19 protein-coding genes and 1 pseudogene are annotated in these 18,464 nt (G+C 58.6%); 10 read left to right on the top strand and 10 right to left on the bottom strand.

The annotated features are described in order from the left end of the window. Positions 1 to 520, bottom strand: a 520-nt coding sequence (locus tag BLIN9172_RS16965; protein ID WP_219618170.1) for an ATP-binding cassette domain-containing protein, incomplete at its 3' end; no start/stop codon positions are given. A gap of 283 nt (positions 521 to 803) precedes the next feature. Here BLIN9172_RS16965 and BLIN9172_RS18920 point away from each other — a divergent pair. Next, entirely contained in the window at positions 804 to 1,280 is a 477-nt protein-coding gene (locus BLIN9172_RS18920) for an integrase core domain-containing protein (protein WP_145997995.1), read from the top strand. A gap of 73 nt (positions 1,281 to 1,353) precedes the next feature. Here BLIN9172_RS18920 and BLIN9172_RS16970 read toward each other — a convergent pair whose 3' ends face one another. From BLIN9172_RS16970 to nrdI, 5 genes are all read right to left on the bottom strand, one after another. Further along, a complete protein-coding gene (locus tag BLIN9172_RS16970) occupies positions 1,354 to 2,772 on the bottom strand; it encodes an alanine--tRNA ligase-related protein (protein WP_205751087.1) in 1,419 nt (472 codons plus the stop codon). Positions 2,773 to 2,970: 198 nt separating this feature from the next. Next, a complete protein-coding gene (locus tag BLIN9172_RS16975) occupies positions 2,971 to 3,543 on the bottom strand; it encodes an NADPH-dependent FMN reductase (RefSeq protein ID WP_069599731.1) in 573 nt (190 codons plus the stop codon). 43 nt (positions 3,544 to 3,586) lie between these two features. Then, complete coding sequence (gene nrdF / locus BLIN9172_RS16980) at positions 3,587 to 4,612, bottom strand: class 1b ribonucleoside-diphosphate reductase subunit beta (RefSeq protein ID WP_101556090.1); 1,026 nt, start codon at positions 4,610 to 4,612, stop codon at positions 3,587 to 3,589. A 30-nt stretch (positions 4,613 to 4,642) separates the two neighbouring features. Continuing rightward, the gene (gene nrdE, locus BLIN9172_RS16985; RefSeq protein ID WP_101556091.1) at positions 4,643 to 6,799 is read right to left on the bottom strand and encodes a class 1b ribonucleoside-diphosphate reductase subunit alpha; all 2,157 of its coding nucleotides are present in this window, start codon (positions 6,797 to 6,799) and stop codon (positions 4,643 to 4,645) included. After that, positions 6,796 to 7,245 carry a class Ib ribonucleoside-diphosphate reductase assembly flavoprotein NrdI gene (gene nrdI / locus BLIN9172_RS16990; protein WP_151505493.1) on the bottom strand — a complete coding sequence of 150 codons (450 nt, stop codon included), beginning with the start codon at positions 7,243 to 7,245 and terminating at the stop codon, positions 6,796 to 6,798. Before nrdI ends, nrdE begins: the two co-directional genes overlap by 4 nt. Positions 7,246 to 7,825: 580 nt before the next feature. Here nrdI and BLIN9172_RS17000 point away from each other — a divergent pair. From BLIN9172_RS17000 to BLIN9172_RS17015, 4 genes are read left to right on the top strand one after another with little or no spacing between them, the layout of a single operon-like run. After that, positions 7,826 to 8,749 carry a metal ABC transporter substrate-binding protein gene (locus BLIN9172_RS17000; protein WP_009882358.1) on the top strand — a complete coding sequence of 308 codons (924 nt, stop codon included), beginning with the start codon at positions 7,826 to 7,828 and terminating at the stop codon, positions 8,747 to 8,749. Further along, positions 8,746 to 9,486, top strand: coding sequence for a metal ABC transporter ATP-binding protein (locus BLIN9172_RS17005; RefSeq protein WP_101556092.1), 741 nt, complete (start codon positions 8,746 to 8,748; stop codon positions 9,484 to 9,486). Before BLIN9172_RS17000 ends, BLIN9172_RS17005 begins: the two co-directional genes overlap by 4 nt. Continuing rightward, positions 9,483 to 10,376, top strand: coding sequence for a metal ABC transporter permease (locus BLIN9172_RS17010; RefSeq protein ID WP_009882354.1), 894 nt, complete (start codon positions 9,483 to 9,485; stop codon positions 10,374 to 10,376). Before BLIN9172_RS17005 ends, BLIN9172_RS17010 begins: the two co-directional genes overlap by 4 nt. Positions 10,377 to 10,429: 53 nt before the next feature. Continuing rightward, entirely contained in the window at positions 10,430 to 11,023 is a 594-nt protein-coding gene (locus BLIN9172_RS17015; RefSeq protein ID WP_257904181.1) for a metal-dependent transcriptional regulator, read from the top strand. Positions 11,024 to 11,041: 18 nt separating this feature from the next. On the opposite strand, the gene BLIN9172_RS17020 is transcribed toward BLIN9172_RS17015, so the two are convergent. The 3 genes from BLIN9172_RS17020 to BLIN9172_RS17030 all read right to left on the bottom strand — a co-directional run bounded on the left by BLIN9172_RS17020 (position 11,042) and on the right by BLIN9172_RS17030 (position 14,916). After that, positions 11,042 to 11,728 carry a metal-dependent transcriptional regulator gene (locus BLIN9172_RS17020; protein ID WP_029416765.1) on the bottom strand — a complete coding sequence of 229 codons (687 nt, stop codon included), beginning with the start codon at positions 11,726 to 11,728 and terminating at the stop codon, positions 11,042 to 11,044. A 74-nt stretch (positions 11,729 to 11,802) separates the two neighbouring features. After that, positions 11,803 to 12,921 carry a peptidoglycan recognition protein family protein gene (locus tag BLIN9172_RS17025; protein WP_164742782.1) on the bottom strand — a complete coding sequence of 373 codons (1,119 nt, stop codon included), beginning with the start codon at positions 12,919 to 12,921 and terminating at the stop codon, positions 11,803 to 11,805. An 858-nt stretch (positions 12,922 to 13,779) separates the two neighbouring features. Next, positions 13,780 to 14,916 carry a YibE/F family protein gene (locus tag BLIN9172_RS17030; RefSeq protein WP_096161112.1) on the bottom strand — a complete coding sequence of 379 codons (1,137 nt, stop codon included), beginning with the start codon at positions 14,914 to 14,916 and terminating at the stop codon, positions 13,780 to 13,782. A gap of 297 nt (positions 14,917 to 15,213) precedes the next feature. On the opposite strand from BLIN9172_RS17030, the pseudogene BLIN9172_RS18695 reads away from it, so the two are divergent. The 3 genes and pseudogenes from BLIN9172_RS18695 to BLIN9172_RS17040 all read left to right on the top strand — a co-directional run. Then, positions 15,214 to 15,607, top strand: a pseudogene (locus BLIN9172_RS18695) (transposase domain-containing protein); the annotation flags it as partial. 148 nt (positions 15,608 to 15,755) lie between these two features. Further along, positions 15,756 to 16,349 (top strand): recombinase family protein, encoded by a 594-nt coding sequence (locus BLIN9172_RS17035; RefSeq protein WP_101556095.1) that lies wholly within the window; start codon positions 15,756 to 15,758, stop codon positions 16,347 to 16,349. Between the two features lies 1 nt (position 16,350). Beyond that, positions 16,351 to 16,767 carry a GNAT family N-acetyltransferase gene (locus BLIN9172_RS17040; RefSeq protein ID WP_096161324.1) on the top strand — a complete coding sequence of 139 codons (417 nt, stop codon included), beginning with the start codon at positions 16,351 to 16,353 and terminating at the stop codon, positions 16,765 to 16,767. 19 nt (positions 16,768 to 16,786) lie between these two features. On the opposite strand, the gene BLIN9172_RS17045 is transcribed toward BLIN9172_RS17040, so the two are convergent. Beyond that, positions 16,787 to 17,548, bottom strand: a complete 762-nt coding sequence (locus BLIN9172_RS17045) for a phosphotransferase (RefSeq protein WP_101556096.1) — start codon at positions 17,546 to 17,548, stop codon at positions 16,787 to 16,789. Positions 17,549 to 17,765: 217 nt separating this feature from the next. Between BLIN9172_RS17045 and BLIN9172_RS18350 the strand changes: the two genes are divergently transcribed. Both BLIN9172_RS18350 and BLIN9172_RS17055 read left to right on the top strand, forming a co-directional pair. Beyond that, entirely contained in the window at positions 17,766 to 18,074 is a 309-nt protein-coding gene (locus BLIN9172_RS18350) for a transposase (protein ID WP_009883324.1), read from the top strand. Next, a complete protein-coding gene (locus BLIN9172_RS17055; RefSeq protein ID WP_101556097.1) occupies positions 18,071 to 18,349 on the top strand; it encodes an integrase in 279 nt (92 codons plus the stop codon). Before BLIN9172_RS18350 ends, BLIN9172_RS17055 begins: the two co-directional genes overlap by 4 nt. Positions 18,350 to 18,464 lie beyond the last annotated feature (115 nt).

The following is an 18,464-nucleotide window of genomic DNA, read 5'->3' on the forward strand; positions in this document are numbered from 1 at the left end:
ACTTGGTGGGGCGACTCCCGCCGCGTTCCGAGCCGATCATCTCAGCACGATGCCACGGGCTGCGTAGCTCGTGGGTGAGCCGATGAATTCCAAGTAGAAAACTCTCCATCAAACACGGGGCTTGACAGACAATGCGGCGGCCAGCAACACAGGCGGCGACGACCAGGCGCTGTTGTTGACCCCCGGAGAGCGCGAGCGGGTGGCGTTGGGAGAGGTCGGTGAGGCCGAGAGCACTGAGTACTTCGCGAAGATCAGGGGCGTTGGTTGCGCCAGTGTCCGCGAGTTCGATCTCAGCCATCACACTTTCAGTGAATAACTGTCGTTGAACGTCCTGCATGACGATCGCGCTCTGCCGTAGTCTTCTTTTCCGACTCAGTGATCGATCGCCCATTGACACAGTGCCTCCGCAGGCCTGCAGGCCTGCGATAATTCGGGCCAGTGTCGATTTTCCGGCACCTTTGACGCCTCGGATCGCACTCACCCTCCCAGCAGGGAAGGTAACACGGTCGATATCGAGCACCGTTCGACCACCGAGACGGCAGCGAATACTTTGAAGAACGAGAGACCAATCGACGTAGTCGGGCTCGTCGACGCGGGATGCTACGCCTCTTGGCTTGACGCTTGGCCCCTGTGCGGACACCCGTGGGAGACTGACGGTGCTGACCGACCCGTGCAGTCCCTCTCGAGCGAGGTCGTCATCGGCGTTTGGGTAAACTGACTCCGGTTGAATACGCGCTTGTTCACCACAAGGCTGTCGCTCTGGCGGCGTAAACCCCGGAGTCAACTAAACCGTCAGCAATTCCATGTCGCGTTCGTCGCCGACGTGTTCAACCGCGAGATCGTCGGCTGGCAGGTATCGCGGTCGCTACAAACCGAGTTGGCCCTCGACGCTTTGCAGATGGGAATCTATCAGCGCAAACGTGCAGGTGGCGACCTGTTCGGGCTGGTGCACCATTGGGACCGCCCAGTATCGCGCAATCTGCTATGGCGAGGCCCTAGCTGGGCAAGACGCCGTCGCGTCTGTCGGGTCTAAAGTCGATTCATACGATAATGCCCTCACCGAAACGCTGAACACACTCTATAAGGCCGAACTCATCCGGAACAGGGGTGCCTGGAAAGGCACTGATGATGTCGAGCTCGCCGCGGCGGAGCGGGTGCACTGGTTCAACACGTACCGGCCTCACCGGAGCACTTGGTGTAGCGACTCCCTCTGCGTTCCGATCAGACTTTTTCAGTGCGCTGCCGCGGGCTGCGTAGCTCGTGCACGAGCCGATGATTAGAGAACTCTCCATCAAACCCGGTGCTTGAGAGCCTAAAGTTTCGTCAATCGTTCAACCGCCAACCTGAGGTCAGTCATTGGACGGGGCCTTTGCGCAAAACGGTTGTTCGGGACCGAGCGCGCTGTTGCTGCATATATCGGTCAAAGGTGTCCCTCCATTGCGGACAGAGGCTGTAACCAGAATGGAGTACTTCCTCCACCGCGAGTTCGGTGGGGAACCCGAACGTGTCATACAAGGTGAAGATATCCTTCCCAGTCATCCCCGTTGGGCCTCGTCGGTGGAGTTCTTCCAAGCCCTTGCGAAGCGTGCGCAGGAACACGCGTTCTTCCTTCTCCAAAACCGTCATGATCGTCTTGTGCTGCGTGTCTAGTTCCGGATAGTTGTCATTGTAGAGGACGGTGATTACCGAAACTGTGGTGGGCAGAAAGAGCTTTTGAATTCCGATTGCCTGCCCATACCGGATCGCCCGACGTACCAGTCGGCGCAGCACATACCCGCGTTCTTTGTTCGCCGGCCGCACCCCGGCCACGATCATGAACACTGCTGCACGCAGGTGGTCGGCAATCACACGCATGCCAACTGTCGCGTCCCGGTATGAGCGGCCGCTGAGCTTCTCCAAGTGTTCGATGATAGGGCGAAGGGCACTGATTTGGAATATGTCCGGGTCGTCGTTCGCAGCCGCAGTGATCCTTTCCAAGCCGCCACCAAAGTCGACATTGCGGTGAGTCAGCTGGGTGAAGGTGCCGTCGGGTTGGCGTTGATATTGCATAAACACCTGGTTCCCGATCTCCATGAATCGACCACTTTCGCTAGCCGGATGTGGCAGACCATGGGTCGGGTCGTGGTGCTCAGGGCCGAAGTCGAAGAATACTTCACTGTCGGGCCCACAAGGGTCCCCAACCGGAGTGCCAGCCAGCCCCTTACCTCGGCTCCACCAGTTTTCCTCGTCGCCATAGAAGAAGATGCGTTCCCCGGGACTGATGCCACGGGCGTCCCCGTCGGATTGGGTCCCGATCACCGCGACCTGGGCTTCAATTCCGGCGTCGGCGAACACTTGCTTCCAGATCTGCGCCGCTTCCTCGTCACGTGGGACACGTGCCGAAACATCGCCGCCGAACACGGTGACATACAAACGGTGGGGATCCAACCCGACAATGCGGGTCAAGAAATCGAAGAACCAGCGGATCTGCTGCTCTTTGAAGTAGTCACCGAGGCTCCAATTCCCTAGCATTTCGAAGAACGAAGTGTGTCGATTGTCGCCGACTTCAACCATGTCCTGTGCCCGTACTGCTGGTTGGCAGTTCGCCAGCCGCAGACCCGAAGGGTGCGGCTCACCCAGTAGGTATGGCATTAACGGTTGCATGCCGCTGCCGGTAAACAAGGTGGTGCCATCTTCTTCCGCCACGAGGCCACTGCGTGGAATGACGGTATGACCGCGTCCCTGGTAGTAGTCAAGGAAAGCAGTGCGGATATGCTGTGCGCGCAAAGGCATAGGTGATCGCTTCCTGAAGTAGGTGAATAGGCAATTGCTCGGACCGAAAGGTTCTGCCCGCCGTGCGATCAAGTTCGGGACCGCCACTACCGGGACAGATCCGGCCCGACGAGTGGCGAGGACTATCGACGGCCTCCTGGCTACAAAGGTCTTCAACGGCGGTGGAGAGTACCAGCTCGTCAGAGCCAGAATCTACCTTCACCCGCGCGGGTGGGCGTAAACGAGCTCGGTGAACCGTTGCACGTAGTTCTGGAGGAACTCCACAGTCGTCTCAGCAGCGATAGCCCCGTCCTCATCAAACAAGCTCGGCGACTGGCCGAGAAACACTTCCGGTTGGCCAGGGGTAGGCATGTCGAAGTAGGACAGGGCCAGGCGGAGGTTCTTCTGCGAACTGTAGCCGCCCATGCGGCCCACGGAATGGCTGATGATCCCGGCCGGGAGGTTCTTCCACGCGACGTCACTGTTGGGCTTAGAGCCGATGTCGATTGCGTTCTTCAGGCAGGCTGGGATAGTGCGGTTGTTCTCAGCGGTTACGAATAACACGCCGTCGGAGGCTTTAATAGTCTCCCTGAAGTGCGTGTACGCCTCTGGGGTTGGTTTGTCGGAGACGTCGGGGTCGTCATAGTCGAAGTCGTAGAGCGGCAGGTCGCGGATTTCGACGATCTGCACGTTGTAGCCGTCAGGGAAGTACCTGATGACCTGGTGGGCGATCTTGCGAGCGTAGGAACCGCGGCGCAGACTGCCGATGATCACGGAGATGTTCTTGGTCATAAGGGGCCTTTCATAGTTGATGAGGATGGTCGGGCGACAAAAGTCAGAAGTCCCAGTCGGCGTCGCTGGTGTCTTCGCCCTTGCCGATGACGTAGGAGGAACCGGACCCGGAGAAGAAGTCGTGGTTCTCATCAGCACCTGGTGCCAGTGCGGCGAGGATTTCCGGATTGACTTCGGTCTCTCCCGGGCTGAAACGTGCAGGGTAGCCGAGGTTCATCAGTGCCTTGTTCGCGTTGTAGCGTACGAACACTGCCACGTCGTCCATCAGCCCCAGCGGCTCGTACAGTTCACCTGAGTAGGCGAGCTCTAGCTCGTAGAGGTCTTCAAGCAGCTCGTAGGTGAACTCGTGCATCTCGTTCTGCCGTTCAGATGCCTGATTCTCGATGCCTCGCTGATATTTGTAGCCGGAGTAGTAGCCGTGCACGGCCTTATCCCGCAGGATGAGGCGGATCATGTCTGCGGTGTTGGTCAGTGCGGCGTGCACGGAGAAATGCAATGGCAGGTAGAACCCTGCGTAGAGCAGCAGCGAGGACAGCAGAGTAGAGGAGACCTTCCGTTTGAGCGGGTCGTTGCCGTAGTAGTGTTTCAGTACCTTTTTGCACCGCTGCTGAAGCAGGTCGTTGTTTACGGCCCACCGGTAGGCGTCGTCGATCTCCGGAGTGCTCGTCAGGGTGGAGAACACCGAAGAGTAGGACCGGGCGTGCACCGACTGCATGAACGCGATGTTGGTGTAGACGGCCTCTTCGTGTTCGGTGCGAGCATCCTGGATCTGACAGATCTCCCCGACTGTGGCTTGCACCGTGTCAAGCATCGTCAGCCCGGTGAAGACACGCATAGTGAGAGTTCGTTCCTTCTCGGTGAGCCTCTGCCAGGCGGGGATGTCGTTGGACAGTGGCACCTTCTCGGGTAGCCAGAAGTTCGCGGTGAGCCGGTTCCATACCTCGAGGTCTTTCTCGTCGCCGACGCGGTTCCAATTGATCGGTCGCAGCCTGGCCAATGGGTCGTGGCGGTATTTGGGCGGGGTAACCGAGGTCTCGGAGAGCGGGCAGGTGGGGTTAGTGGTCGTCATGCGGGTTCCTTAGGTATGGGCTGGATTGGGTCAGAGTGTGCAGGAGACGCAGTTCTCGATCTCGGTACCTTCGAGTGCTGGTTGGCGCAGTCGGATGTAGTAGAGGGTTTTGATGCCTTTGCGCCACGCGTAGATCTGAGCGCGGTTGATGTCGCGAGTCGTGGCAGTGTCGCGGAAGAACAGGGTGAGCGAGAGCCCCTGGTCGACGTGTCGGGTTGCTGCGGCGTAGGTGTCGATGATCTTCTCGTAGCCGATCTCGTAGGCGTCTTGATAGAAGCCGACGTTGTCATCACTCATGTGCGGGGCCGGGTAGTAGACGCGGCCGAGCTTGCCCTCCTTGCGGATCTCGATCTTCGCCGTGACCGGGTGGATCGAAGCGGTCGCGTTGTTCACATACGAGATCGAACCGGTGGGCGGGACGGCCTGCAGGTAGGCGTTGTAGATTCCGTGCTGTTTCACCGACTCGCGCAGCCGTACCCAGTCCTCGCGGGAAGGGATGGTCACGCCTGCGTCTGCGAATAGTTCGCGCACCCGCTGAGTGGCGGGCAGCCAGTCATGTTGGGTGTATTTGTCGAAGTAGGAGCCGTCGGCGTAGGTCGAGTCCTCGAAGCCGGCGAAGGTCTTACCGCGCTCAATCGCGATTTGATTCGATGCGCGGATCGCGTGATAGGTGATGGTAAGGAAGTAGATGTCAGTGAAGTCAATGCCTTCTTCGCTGCCGTAGTGGATGCGCTGGGAGGCGAGGTAGCCGTGCAGGTTCATCTGGCCCAGTCCGATTGCGTGGCTGGTCTCGTTCCCGTTCGCCACGGACGGGACGGCATCGACGTTAGTCTGGTCGGAGACACTGGTCAGTGCCCGCACCGCGGTTTCCACGGTCGACCCCAGGTTCGAGGAGTTCATGGCCTGAGCGATGTTGAGTGAGCCGAGGTTGCAGGAGATGTCTTGGCCGATTTCCTGGTACCCGATAGCGGAGTCGTAGGTCGAAGGCGTGTTGGTCTGCAGGATCTCGGAGCAGAGGTTGGACATGTTGATGTGACCTGCCAGCGGATTGGCACGGTTGACGGTGTCTTCGAAGAGCACATAGGGGTATCCGGACTCGAATTGGAGCTCGGCGAGGGTCTTGAAGAACTCTCGGGCGCTGACCGCGTTCTTTCGAATCCGCGGGTTCGCCACGAGCTCGTCATAGTGGTCGCTCACCGACAGGTCTGACAACGGCGTACCGTATTCGCGCTGCACGTCGTAGGGGCTGAAGAGGTGCATGTCCCGGTTATCCTTGGCCAGTTGGAAGGTCACATCAGGGATGACGACTCCCAGGGAGAGGGTCTTGATGCGGATCTTCTCGTCGGCGTTCTCGCGCTTAGTGTCGAGGAAGCGAAGAATGTCGGGGTGGTGGGCGTGCAGGTAGACCGCGCCTGCGCCCTGCCTAGCGCCAAGCTGGTTGGCGTAGGAGAACGAGTCCTCGAGGATCTTCATCACCGGCACCACGCCGGAGGCTTGGTTCTCGATTCGTTTGATCGGAGCACCGACCTCACGCAGGTTCGACAGCAACAGCGCCACGCCCCCGCCGCGCTTGGACAGTTGCAAGGCGGAGTTTACGCTGCGACCGATGGACTCTAAGTTGTCTTCCACGCGCAGTAGGAAGCAGGAGACCAGTTCGCCGCGCTGGGCTTTCCCCGCGTTGAGGAACGTCGGCGTCGCGGGCTGGAAGCGACCGGAGAGCATCTCGTCGACCAGCCCGGTGGCCAGTTGCTCGTCGCCCTGACCGAGGTAGAGCGCGGTAGCGACCACCCGTTCTTCGAACCCTTCGAGATAGGTGGTGCCGTCGAAGGTTTTCAGAGCATACGAGGTGAAGAATTTGAAGGCTCCCAAGAAAGTGGCGAACTGGTGCCCCACGGAATGGGCGCGCTCGTGCAGTGCGCATAGAAATTCCGGGGTGTAGGCTTCCAGGAATTCGGACTCGTAGTGATCGTGGTCCACTAGCCACTCCAGGCGCTCGGCCGCCGAGGAGAAGACCTTGGTGTTCGGGACCACATGCTGGCGGAGGTACTCGGCGGCGGCCTGACGGTCCTTGTCGAACTGGATCGAGCCGTCGGGGGCGAACAGGTTCAGTTCGGCATTGAGCGCGTGGTAGTCTTTCCGCTCTCCGATGCCGGTGCGCACGGGAACCTCTGAGGCGATGGTGGTCATGCGGTTGTCCTCTCGTTGTTGGCCTGGTCCCAGAAGCGGTCCAGGCCGTTGTTGACGGTTTCGATGTCGCGCTGTGTGCCCAGCAGCTCGAAGCGGTAGAGCTCGGGCACGCGGCACTTGCGCGAGATGATGGGCCCGGCCAGGCAGTAATGCTCGCCGAAGTTCGTGTTCCCCGCGGTGATCACCCCGCGCAGCAGAGCGCGGTTGTCCGGGTCGTTCAGGAAGGCGATCACCTGCTTCGGAACCGCACCCGCCTGTTCCCCGCCGCCGTAAGTCGGCACGACCAAGACGAAGGGGCATGCCACTCGAATCATGCCCTCCAAGCGTGGGCGCAACGGTATGCGTACGGCAGGACGGTCGAGCTTATCGACGAATCGACGGGTGTTCTCCGAGACGCTGGAGAAATACACCAGGTCCGGCGATTCACCCTCGTGCAGCTCTCGGATCGGATAGGTCGTCTGTGGCCGCGGTCCATGCACCACTACAGCCCTCCTAGAACTAGAAACTCTTTTTGCCAAGCCTTCTGCGCGTACCTCAGTTGAGGCTTCTGAGGTTTCCCCGCCGTGCTTTTTGTAATTCGGTACACCGATACTATAGATTCGGCGTACCGAACTTCAAGCGCGACTCGGTGTCCGGCGCCCCAACCGAAAGGATTGATGATGAACGAGAGTGCACAACCGCAGGGCACCTGGATCGAAGCGATCACCGTGTTCGAGGAACTTCGCGCTGGCAACACCGATGGCGCTCTTGAAGTAGTGAGAACGTGCTCAGACGTCGAGCGGATGCTCGGATACCTCTTTCGTCTGACGTCCCTGTTTCTCAGGAGCGCACGCTCGGAGGACATCGACCACTTCATAGAAGCCGCACACCGGGCGGAACCTCCACCTACTCTCAGGTATCGATGAACGGGGCCGCCGGCGCCGGTTGCGATACTGCGCGATTTGAAGTCCGTCATATAAACGCTGAAAGCCCACTCTGTCGCAGTCTGAGCTTTTGAGAACATGAATCGAGAAATGAGTGATGGGAATGCAAATCAATTTGAAGTCGAAACTCGCTCTGATCTCTGCGTCGGCGCTAGCCCTGACAAGTTGCGGTGCTGGGAACGCGGAGTCGTCGTCGACCGAAGGTAAGCCTCAGGTGTTGACGACGTTCACCGTCCTTGCCGATATTGCCGACAACGTAGCCGGCGAACACCTGGAGGTGGAATCGATCACCAAAGTCGGTGCCGAGATCCATGGATATGAACCCACTCCCAAGGATGTGGCCAAGGCGTCAGAAGCCGACTTGATTCTTGACAATGGGCTGAATCTGGAGGCATGGTTCGAGCAATTCGTCGAACAGACCGACGCCCCGCATGAAGTCGTTTCCGAGGGTGTCGAACCAATCGACATTTCCGAGGACGCCTATGCGGGCAAGCCGAATCCCCACGCATGGATGAGCCCTGTCAACGTCCAAATCTATGTCGACAACATGGTCGATGCTTTCAGCGAGCTGGATCCAGATCACGCCGCCGACTTTCAGTCCAATGGAGAGTCGTACAAAGACGAACTTCAAACCGTTCAGGATGACCTTGTCGGTGAGCTGTCGACACTGCCAGACAAAGAACGAGCCCTCGTCACGTGTGAGGGCGCTTTCTCCTACCTCGCCCGGGACGCGGATCTCGACGAGCGCTACATCTGGCCTGTGAATGCGGAGCAGGAGGCAACCCCGCAGCAGATTTCCTCCACTATCGAGTTCGTCAAGCACAATGACGTTCCCGCAGTATTCTGTGAGTCCACCGTCTCGGACAAACCAATGCGACAAGTCGTTGACGCCACCGGCGCGGAGTTTGGCGGGACACTGTATGTCGACTCGCTTTCAGAAGCGGACGGACCTGTGCCAACATACCTTGAGCTCATTAAGCACGACGCTGACACCATCACTGAAGCTCTGACGGGTGGGAACAAGTGACTTCAGCAATCCGTGCTGACGGTGTCACAGTGCAATACGGCGACGTCAGGGCACTGGAGGATGTCAGTCTCGGAGTGGAGTTCGGTTCCGTGACAGGTCTGATCGGAATGAACGGGTCGGGGAAGTCCACTCTGTTCAAAACGATCATGGGACTGACCCGCCCGGTTCAAGGCACCGTATCGATCAACGGCAGGACACCGACGCAAGCACGGAAAGAAGACTTGCTGGGATACGTGCCACAAAGTGAGGATGTTGACTGGACGTTCCCCGTCAGCGTCCGCGATGTCGTCATGATGGGCCGCTACGCGTATCAAGGATTCACTCGAAAGCCCACGTCGGCGGATCGTCAAGTGGTCGAACAGGCACTAGAACGCGTCGGGCTCCAGACCTTCGGTTCTCGACAGATCGGACAGTTGTCTGGTGGGCAGAAGAAACGCACATTTGTCGCTCGTGGACTTGCGCAAGGAGCCAACGTGCTATTGCTTGATGAACCCTTCGCTGGGGTAGATAAGAGCAGCGAATCGACCATCGTTCAACTGCTGCGTGAACTCGCCGATGAGGGGCACTGCGTGCTCATCTCCACTCACGATCTGCATGCTCTGCCACAACTGGCTGATGAGGCAATCCTTTTGCTGCAGTCAATCCTCTTTCAAGGTCCTGTCGCCGATGCTCTGCGCCCCGAGAACCTCTCACTGGCATTTGGTCTCGACATTCGAAGGGCAGAAGAATCCGAATGAACCTCTACAGTCTCGTCATCGAACCACTCCACTACGAATTCATGATCAGAGCACTGACCACCACAGTGCTCGCTGCAATCGTCTGCGCACTCTTATCGTGCTGGCTGATCCTGGTCGGCTGGTCTCTGATGGGTGACGCTGTTTCGCACGCAGTTCTTCCCGGGGTCGTCATTGCCTACATCGCAGGGATCCCCTTCGCCGCCGGTGCGCTGGTTTTCGGATTCATCGCAGTCGCAGCGATCGGCATTCTTCGAGGAACTAGTCGGATCAAGGAAGACGCTGCCATCGGCATCGTCTTTACGACCCTGTTTGCCCTGGGGCTAGTGCTGATCTCGACGACGCCGAGTCACACCGACCTCAATCACATCATCTTCGGCAACATCCTCGGCGTTTCGACTTCGGACCTTCGACAGATTGCGCTGCTTGCTGTCATCGCGTTCGCCGTCCTGATTGCCAAGCGCCGCGACCTGACTCTGTACGCATTTGATCCGACTCACGCTTACGCAATCGGCCTGTCGCCGCGGGTTCTCGGAGCGCTGCTGCTTGCACTCCTTGCTCTGACGACAGTGGTAGCACTTCAGGTTGTCGGTGTCATCCTGGTCGTGGCGATGCTCATCATTCCAGGAGCGACCGCCCACCTTCTCACCGATAGATTCAATCGAATGCTCCTCATCGCGCCCATCATGTCGGCGTTGTCCTCGGTGCTAGGGATCTACCTGAGTTACTGGTTGGATGCCTCATCTGGCGGTCTAGTTGTGCTTGTCCAAGGTGTCGTCTTCACCGGTGTTTACCTGTTCAGCCCCAGCCACGGGCTGATCGCCAAGTCGCGGCAACATCGCCGGACCAACGACCAGTGGAAGCGGCACTCGGCAGAGGCTCAAGTTCCGTGATCGACGAGTACCTCCGCGGTCTCTGGGAGCTGGAGGAGTCGAAAAACAAGTCCATGACCCGGGCCCAGCTTGCCGAGACTCTGCAACGCAGTCGGCCTGCAGTGACTCAGTACCTTCGAGTCCTCGCCAGTCACAATTTGGTCAGGCAGGAGCATTATGGGCCACTTTCATTGACCGAGGCCGGCGCGTGCAGGGCGCTGTCGGCTGTGCGCGCAGAAAGAATTTGCCGCTGCCACCTCTTTACGATTCTCAGTGTTCCATGGCACCGCGTATTGAAAGAGGCATCGGTGATGGCAATGGCACTGAGCTCCGATGTCGTGGAGACGATGGCTGCTCTTGCCTGCAGCCCCGAGCTCGATCCCTATGGCAACCGAATACCAACAAAGGTAGACGATCTGCGACCGGGAGACGGCGAACCTCTCGCCGCTCTCCCGACTGCTCACCTACTTCAAGTTTCGAGAATTGGACGCGCCCCTGAGCATCTACTCTTCGAACTGGAGCGGAAGAACATCCTTCCGGGCACCCACATCACCCTCGAGAAACACCCTGATGGCCAGAGCAGTCTCACATTGGAGCCAGACGATAACGTTGTAGTCCTCAGCGACGATGCCTCCGAGTATGTCTACGCAACTTCAACAATTCAGTAGCGCCGTTCTTACGACAACTCACGCAGCAGAGCACGGGGATACCCACATGGCGTCGCTGGCCGTGCGCCCGAGCGTCACGCCAGCTCCATTGCCTCCCTCAAGGTGAATCACAATAGAATCAGAGAATGGAGGACCGGCTTCGGTGCTGAAATACGATCCGACATGAATGCCGTACTCAGCCAGAAACTGCAAAAGGTTGGGATCGGAATCCGAAATCCGCTCGACACGGACTCGGCTTCCCGTTCCGACGTGTGTCAATGGGATCGCAGCCGGGCGATCAATGGTTCCGTCTGCAGCTGGAATGGGGTCTCCGTGAGGGTCGCGATCGGGGTGGTCGAGATGTTCGGCGATACGGTCGACCATGAAGTCTGACACCGCATGTTCGAGGGTCTCGGCTTCGTTATGCACCTGGTCCCAGGTGTATCCGAGGACCTCGACGAGGAAGGTCTCGATGAGGCGGTGACGACGGACCATCGCAAGGGCATAGACTCGACCTTGTGCCGTCAGAGCAATTGACCCGTACGGCGTGTGCGCGACGAGCCCCTCGTCCGAGAGTTTGCGAATCGCGTCGGATGTCGTTGACTGCCTGACCCCAACCTTCTGGGCAAGCGCGGTGGTCGTGACGGGAGCATCAGACCACTCGCCCAAACTCCAAAGTGCTTTCAGATAGTTTTGGGCGCTGTCAGAGAGTTCAGTGACGGACATGGTCGAAGATTACCAAACTGTTCTATCCGTCCGATCGTCAGCCCGTTTGCTTGGGTTCTTCACAGTTTTTGCGTTCAGGTTCGTGCATCACGAGCGTTGCTATCGATGACGCCGGGGACAAGGTCAGGCTGTCTGTCAGATTCGTCCTTGTTCTCATCCTCTTCGCCCGCGCCCGCCTTCTTCCCAGTTTGGTAGTCATCGGCGGCCTGACGGATCGAGTCGAATTTGGCGTAGAACCCGTCGCCGGGACAGCTTGTTTGGCCAACGTCGCGATGTCCGACAATCGCTTTCATCTCCTCCCCGGCTAGTGATGTCGAGCCACCCGCTTTCACCCCGCTCAAGGACAGCTTCCACCCGACCACCTCCGCGACCGCATCAAGAGTGCGTTGGGGCGGTGCCTTCTTGTCATAGTCGCCGAGCACGGAAATGCCGAACGATCCTGTGTTGTACCCGGCGGCGTGAGCGCCGACTACGGCCTTCTTTACCCCGCCTGCGCGCCCCTCCCAGAGTCTTCCGTATTTGTCGACGAGCATGTTGTAGCCGATGTCCGACCACCCTCGACCCGTGATGTGAAACGACTGGATCCCTCGTAGAATCGCAGGCACATCCTCTGCGGCATAGTCGTTGTTGCCATCGGTGTGATGGATCACTGCGGCGGAGACTGAGTCCGCGATCGTGGGAGAATTTCGTACCAGTTTTTCGCTCGCACCCCAGGCTTTACGGGTAGCGACTTCGGGCTGGACAACAGAGTTCTTCGCCACGTTGGCCGCCGATGCTGCGCATAGTGGACAGGTGCATCCGCCCGTCCGTGTGCAAGGTGGTACCGAGGCGTGGTCAATTGAGTGGGCATGCTGCGACACCTCCCGATCAACCGATTCCGAACTCTTGGGCGCATTCTCTGCCACCAGTTCTGAATCGCCGGGGTGCCTCTTCGAAGCGACACTGACGACCTTGGCATCGGCTGGACTGCCGCCGTCACCGAGAACACGCACCTGAATACTGTCTGTATCAGTGGTGTAGTAGGGGTCCGTGCCGCGCGAGCCCTCCCCGGCATCCGAAGCATGCAGGTGCTGCCACCCGGACCAGCGGCCATTCGTGTGAGTTCTGATCTCGAACTCGACCCGAACGTCGTCGTCGAATGCGATTCCTACGACATTCGGTGACGCTGACGGCAGATCGATGACATCGGACAATGCCGAAATCGTGATTCCGTCCGTAGTTTCAGCGGCACCTGATCCCGTTGGCGCTGGAAGGTCCCCATCCTTACGATCATTGGACACATGAGGGCTCTCGGTCGACGATGGGCTCGTCACGGTTTGGTCCTGTGCATGAGCGACAACGGCGCTGGTGAAATGAGCCGAAGTATCACGAAGGCTCTGCGGAGCGCGCAGCAACGGCGGCAGGGATGTGGTCTTCGTCCGCGTGACTGACCTCGTCGTCGACGATGCGTCCCTGGCCCCTGCCGAAAGTGCCCCGGTTGCGCTGATTCCAGACAGCGGAGACTCAGAGACTTCAGGATCGCCGGAGTGCAGCGACGCGGAGGCGGGTGGAAGGCCGATGTTCACCGCCAGCGCCAGGGATCCGGCTGCCGAAAGTGTGAGTAGCTTCGTATGCATGAAGGTCCTTCTCGGGGGAAGTTCGTGAAAGGCATGTTCAGGGTATCGGCTTAACGAACAAAAGTCTATGTTCAGTAGATCACACGTTTCAGGAACAGTGCACTACGGTGCGCAGTCAAGCGACACGACAGTGTCGCACGACATCGACAGACGTATTTCGGAGTAGCCGAGGGGTTCGTTCACGAGCGCTGGGTGGGATGGTGTCGACGAGACTCGTTGAGGGCACTATCGAGTTTGATTCTGGAAATCGGTCGTCGGCCTCGGAGCGTGACCTCGACTGAAGAGGCCCGCCGAGTTGAAGTTGTTCAATGATTTCAGATGCCGGGGCCGCGTTCATGGTCTTCATGGGTATTGTCGCAACATGTTCGATCGATCACGGGTTTCGCCTCGAGCTTGGCTGGCTCTCGGGCCAACGATCGTTACGATGCGAGCCGATTAGTGCTTCGGACTCCGAGACGAACTAGCTGTGGAAGGAATCCGGGATAGGAGAAGCGCGAACACTGTTGTTGCCGGCATGGTGATGATAATCCCGATAACACCTGCCAGCATCTGGGTCAGTGTCGTGGACACGGTGTCGGTCTGGAGGAAGGCCGATAGTGGCTGATTGTAAGTGTGCGCGAGCACGAACGCGGCGAGGCCCGCTCCGACGACGGAAAAGCTGATGGTGTAAATCGCTGAGGCAGAGTGGTCTCTTCCAACGGAAAGGGCAGTCGGGACAATCACTTTCCATTGGGGCCGTGTGTCTGGAGTGGTGTGAGAAAAAACGGTCGCGGCTTGAGCCGCAGCGATATCGTTGAGGATTCCAATCAAGGCGATGAGCAACGCAGACAAAGAGAGTGTCGAAAGGTCGATGTTGAGGTTGGTGTACGTGAGCGAGGAGGCCGATTCATCGGCAGGACCTAGGCGCATCCAGGTTGACAAGAGTGTCCCTGCAGCCATTGCGGTGGCGGCTCCGCACATCGTTCCTCCCCATGCGGCGAGCGTTTTCGTCGTCAGGCCGTGGGTGAAGAAGAGCACGCCTGTAAGAACGAGGATGATGCTGATGGTCGTGTAGAGCAGGGGAGAGCCACCCGCAGCGATTCCGCCGACGAGGAACGCCCAGATGAAGATCGCCGACGCGACAAGCGACGCGATCGCGCGGATTCCTCTGCCTCTGACCACGAGGAGCACGAGTGCGATGATGATGAAGGTGGAGGCTATGAGTTTGAGCCCGCGATCATGGGAATGGAAGGTGTAAACGGTGCCTGAGTCGGGGCTTTCGGAGGCATAGACAATAGCGCGGTCTCCGTCGTCGACATGCGAGAGCCAGGCGTCACGGAAGAGCATGACCTCGACCTGCTTGTCCTCATTCAACGTACCCGTCGCCTCGCCGCAGGGGACATCGTCGGTGACAGCGTCGCAATCTGAATACGTGACGTCGATGAGGATCGCACTTGTGTAGGTTCCTGGCGTAGTGCTGTCCGGGTTCGGCCACAGTGCAATGACGAGGGGTATGAGTGCGACTGCGACGACTAAGACAACGGCAGTTGCGAGGCGAGTGCCATAGTCGAGGTGGTTGACAACTGTCTTCATGTGTTTGTATCTCGAGAGTGGGAAGATGATGATTTCGGTTTGATGATTAAGTCGGTTCTAGATTCGCTGGCTGTGGGAGTCTATCCGGTCGAGATTCAACTATGCGTCAATCAGCCCTCGAGTAGTGGGGTTTCGGCGGTGTCTAATCGCCTTTCTTCTGCCGAGGACCCGTATTTTATTTTCGAGATAATGGGTTCAAGGGGTCGGAGGTAGTGGCGAAAGGTAGGAAGTGTCGCAACATGTGCGTTCGCGCCCGGCTGAACCGCCCTGGGGCCGTTGAAGGCTACGTTTTTTGGAAACGAGGGTCTGCGGTGTCGCAGAGCTGCAGGATCTCAATTCACGTCCATTCGCTACGGCACGCCTCGCAGATGTCGGCGCGATTGCCTCGCTTATGACTGTTGGGGATTCGAGTGACAACGCCCTGGCCGAGACGGTCGAGGTCTAGCACAAGACCGAACTCTTCCGCGAACCTACCAGATCCGGTACCTGGTGGACGGTTGAGGGTTTGGAACTGGCGAACCTCGGGTGGGTGCACTGGTACAATACGCAGCGCTTCTACGGGTACCTCAGCGACGTGCCGCCTGCAGGATTCGAGGAGGCGTTTCATGCTGACCAAACAAGCGGCCGACAGGCTGCTGGAAATCAAGTAATACGAGCCTCCCCCAAACTCAGAGCGATTCAATTCTCTTAAACCTTTAGATTTGTAAGACACCCGGCAGCAGGGCCATCAGAATCTCGACGGCCCTAAATATCTGGCCGGTAAGTGTTTCGCTAACTCATCTCACTATGTTTTGTATTATGGCCGTGACTTTTTGATGTTTATGAGACATTCTGAGACTATGAGGCTTCTGGGATACACGCGAGTCAGTACCGCCGGGCAAGATGCCCAGCTCCAACTCGACGCACTCCAAGACGCGGGGGTTCAGAAACGCGATGTCTTCGCAGATGTGACTTCCGGCAGCAAGAGGGCGAAGCAACGACCGGGGATGAAACGACTCCTCGATTACGCCGAAGACGGAGACACCGTCGTTGTCTGGCGCATCGATCGCCTCGGCCGCTCACTCCTCGACGTATTGGCAACCGTGAACCATCTCCGCGACCGGGGAGTGAAGGTACGGTCGGTCTCAGACAACATTGATCCAGAGACCTCGGCTGGACGGATGATGTTGAGAATGCTCGCCACCTTGGCTGAGTACGAACGAGAACTCATCACCGAGCGAGTCAACGCCGGAATCGCGGCCGCCAAGCAGAACGGCACGAAGTTCGGCAGGCCACCAGTCGACCCGGACGAGATCGCGGCGAAGCTCGCGATTGCCGAAGATGCTAGAGCCAAGGGCCGGACTGCTGAGGACGCGGCGCGCTTAGTGGGGTGGTCGCGAGCAACGTTGTATCGTCATCGGCAAGCAGCCGGAGCTCAAGAATCTTTGGTGTGAAATGAGCATTCCGTGGGGCCTGAAGCTTAGGGTGCGGTTCGCGGTCAATGACGCACATCTGTCTGATCTCCACGCCCGGGCTTTCGGCCGCGGCGGCAGTCACGTGACTCCGTGGGCGGAACGGCTGGAACCTCATAGTCTCACGTGGATAGGCGCATTCGCCGACGAGAAGCTGGTCGGGTTCGTCCATGCATGTTGGGACGGCAGTACTCACGCGTTCTTACTCGACACAATCGTCGCCCCAGAACAGCAGCGACGCGGTATCGGGCGTCGCCTGGTCCGATCACTGGTTAACGAAGTCAGGGCAGCAGGCTGCGAATGGTTGCATGTCGACTATGAACCACATCTCAACGCCTTCTATCGCGATAGCTGTGGCTTCCGCCGAACCGATGCCGGGCTACTCCGGCTATCGAAGTGACACGCGAAGTGCCCACTCTCTACCGGTGAATTACCTCGTTGAGGGCACGTTCCCACACGGGTCGATGATCGCCAACGTATCGCGTAACTGCTCGCCAATGGTCACCGTGCCCAGAGGTGAACATCGTCGCCCACGGTTCACGACCGGTCTGGTGTGAGTTGCGCAGTAGGTCATACATCGCTTGCGCTCGATAACCCATAGTCGCTGGCAGTCTCTTTCTCAAAGACTTTGTAGCCCCGTACCCATCGACAAACGCGACGAGGCTCTGGGCTGCTTGAGCGGGTGGGATGCTCGCATCGGAGAGTGTGAATGTTTGTGCAACATAGGCAAGATCCCACAGTCGGGTGCTGGGAGCCGACGAGTCCCAGTCGATGAAGACCAATCGATCGCTCATGATGAGATTCCAGGGAGCCAGATCGTTGTGGCAGACAAGGTCATCGCCGGGAGCGGGAATCGCTGTCTCCCACACGGCTCGCGGATCGGGGTCGAAATGTTCACTGGCGTCATGGATTGCCCGAATGAGGCTCCCGACTTCGACGAGCACGGAGGTCGGCAGTGGGAGGTGGTCGATCGCGAGTGTTCCGGGCACGAACTCTTGAATCTGTCGATCGCGTTCATCGCGGCCGAGCGGTTCAGGCACATCGATACTGCTGGAACGTGGCGCTTCGACGAATGACAGGACTGAAGGCGTTGATCTTGACCAGGGCTTACGTACAGTATCGCCGATTCTCACGACTGCTCTGCTGGTGTTTCCGCCGTCCAGGGGATGCTCGGTCTCCATGCTCCGAGAATAGACTCCACCCATGCGGTGAGGCATTGTCGAACCAAGTTGAAAGTAGGGTGGGACGCATGACTAGGGCGTGTCTCCTTTATTGACCATTCCAGGACTGGCACGGTGGAGACGTGACTACACAGCAACGACACCGAGTGGGACTGATGCAGGGTTAGGTGACATCTAATCTGGCTTGTTCATAGGCAAGCCTGGAAGGATAGACACCATGCCACAGCCCTACCCGAAAGAATTCCGCGACGACGTCATCCGCGTCGTCCAGACCAGGGATTCCAAGACGACGATCGGACAGATCGCCAAGGACTTCGGAGTCCACGAAGGCACCATCAACAAATGGCTCCGCCAAGCAGAAATCGATGCCGGCAACAAACCCGGCAACACCAGCGACGAGTCCGCCGAACTACGAGAGATGCGTCGGCGCAATCGTCTGCTTGAGCAGGAGAACGAGGTCCTGCGCCGCGCGGCCGCGTATCTGTCACAGGCGAATCTGCCGTCAAAAGGCTCTACCCGCTCGTGAGAGAGCTCGCCGCCGACGGGATCCCCGTGGCGGTGTCGTGCCGGGTCTTGAAGCTCTCCCGCCAGCCCTACTACCGGTGGCTGGCAGCACCCATCCCTGAAGCAGTCGTCATTGAGGCATATCGGGCCGATGCGCTCTTCGATGCCCACCGCGATGATCCCGAGTTCGGGTACCGATACCTCGCCGACGAAGCCGAAGCGGCCGGCCAACCCATGGCGGCACGCACTGCGTGGCGGTTGTGTTCGGCTAATGACTGGTTTTCCGGCTCTTCATAGATAGGGCGGTGGGGAAGAGTTGAATCCGGCGTCGATGACAACGGGACCCTGGGTGCAATGATGTAGGTGTTCAAGACTCCATCACGACCCAAGGTCCCTCGTGTACGACTTTACC

The organism is Brevibacterium linens ATCC 9172 (assembly GCF_900169165.1).
Classification (GTDB): domain Bacteria; phylum Actinomycetota; class Actinomycetes; order Actinomycetales; family Brevibacteriaceae; genus Brevibacterium; species Brevibacterium linens.